Genomic DNA, 1112 nt, shown 5'->3' with positions numbered 1-1112 from the left:
TGGATATTCTGTCACTGATGTGGCTGAACGTTTAGGTGTATCACAGCACAGCATTTATAAATGGCTAAAGGCCGTACAGCCTTTACGCAACAACCCTGATGAACATGAACTACTCGAAGCAAAGAAAGAGATCCTTCGTCTTAAAAGTCAGCTTAAGCAAACTGAAGAAGAGCGAGATATCTTAAAAAAGGCCGCAAGGTACTTTGCAAGCCTGCCCGAGTAAAGTATCAGTTTATCCTTGAGTACAGCCATCAATTTAAGATTAAAACGATGTGTCGGGTTCTTAAGATTGCTCGTGCTGGCTATTACGCCTGGCTACATGAACCCGAATCAGGCAGAACAATTGAAGACAAACGGTTATTACAACTGATCCGCTCTTCTTATGATGCCAGTTATGGCATCTATGGTTATCGTCGCATCACGCTGGATCTTAAAGAGCTAGGTGAAAGCTGTGGCCCCAATCGTGTGCTGAAGATCATGAAGAACAATGGCATTGCCGCTGTTCGAGGATATAAAAAGCATAAAAGTTATGGTTGTGGCCGTCCTCCGATTGTGCCACCAAATCACTTAAATCGAGAGTTCGCTGTGAGCACCCCTGATACTTCCTGGGTGACTGATATTACCTACATCCGTACTTGGCAAGGCTGGTTATATCTGGCTGTGGTTCTCGATTTATATTCAAGGAAAGTCATCGGTTGGTCAATGAAACCTACGCTTGCCAAGGATATCGTTTTGGATGCACTTTTAATGGCGGTATGGCGACGCAGACCCAATGAACCTGTGATCATACACTCAGACCAAGGCTCACAATACAGTAGCGGAGACTGGCAGAAATTCTGTCAAAAGCATAATTTAGTTCCGAGTATGAGTCGTCGTGGAAACTGTTGGGACAATGCTGTTGCTGAATCCTTTTTTAGTAGTTTAAAGAAGGAAAGAATTAAAAAGAGGATCTATAAAACACGAGAAATGGCCCGTGCGGATGTGTTTGATTATATCGAGATGTTTTACAATCGAATCAGGCGTCATTCGCATCTCGATGGGATGAGCCCAGAAGCATTTGAGACAGCTTCAAAATGAGGCGGTCTCATGTCTAGGATACTGGGAGCAGTCCA

The 1112-nt window shown here is 43.9% G+C and carries 1 protein-coding gene; it reads left to right on the top strand.

All coding sequences use genetic code 11. The annotated features are described in order from the left end of the window. Nucleotides 1-1077, top strand: a protein-coding gene (locus tag IRT38_RS17360) for an IS3 family transposase (RefSeq protein WP_227592183.1) whose coding sequence is annotated in 2 segments (ribosomal slippage) — nt 1-197 and nt 197-1077 — 1078 coding nt annotated over the 2 segments. Because the reading frame shifts where the segments join, the coding sequence is not laid out codon by codon here. This gene is flagged as partial in the annotation. Nucleotides 1078-1112: the final 35 nt, after the last annotated feature.

Source organism: Acinetobacter sp. SK-43 (assembly GCF_015351505.1).
GTDB lineage: Bacteria > Pseudomonadota > Gammaproteobacteria > Pseudomonadales > Moraxellaceae > Acinetobacter > Acinetobacter junii.
The sequence above is the reverse complement of the archived record's forward strand: the minus strand, read 5'-3'. Positions and strand labels throughout refer to the sequence as shown.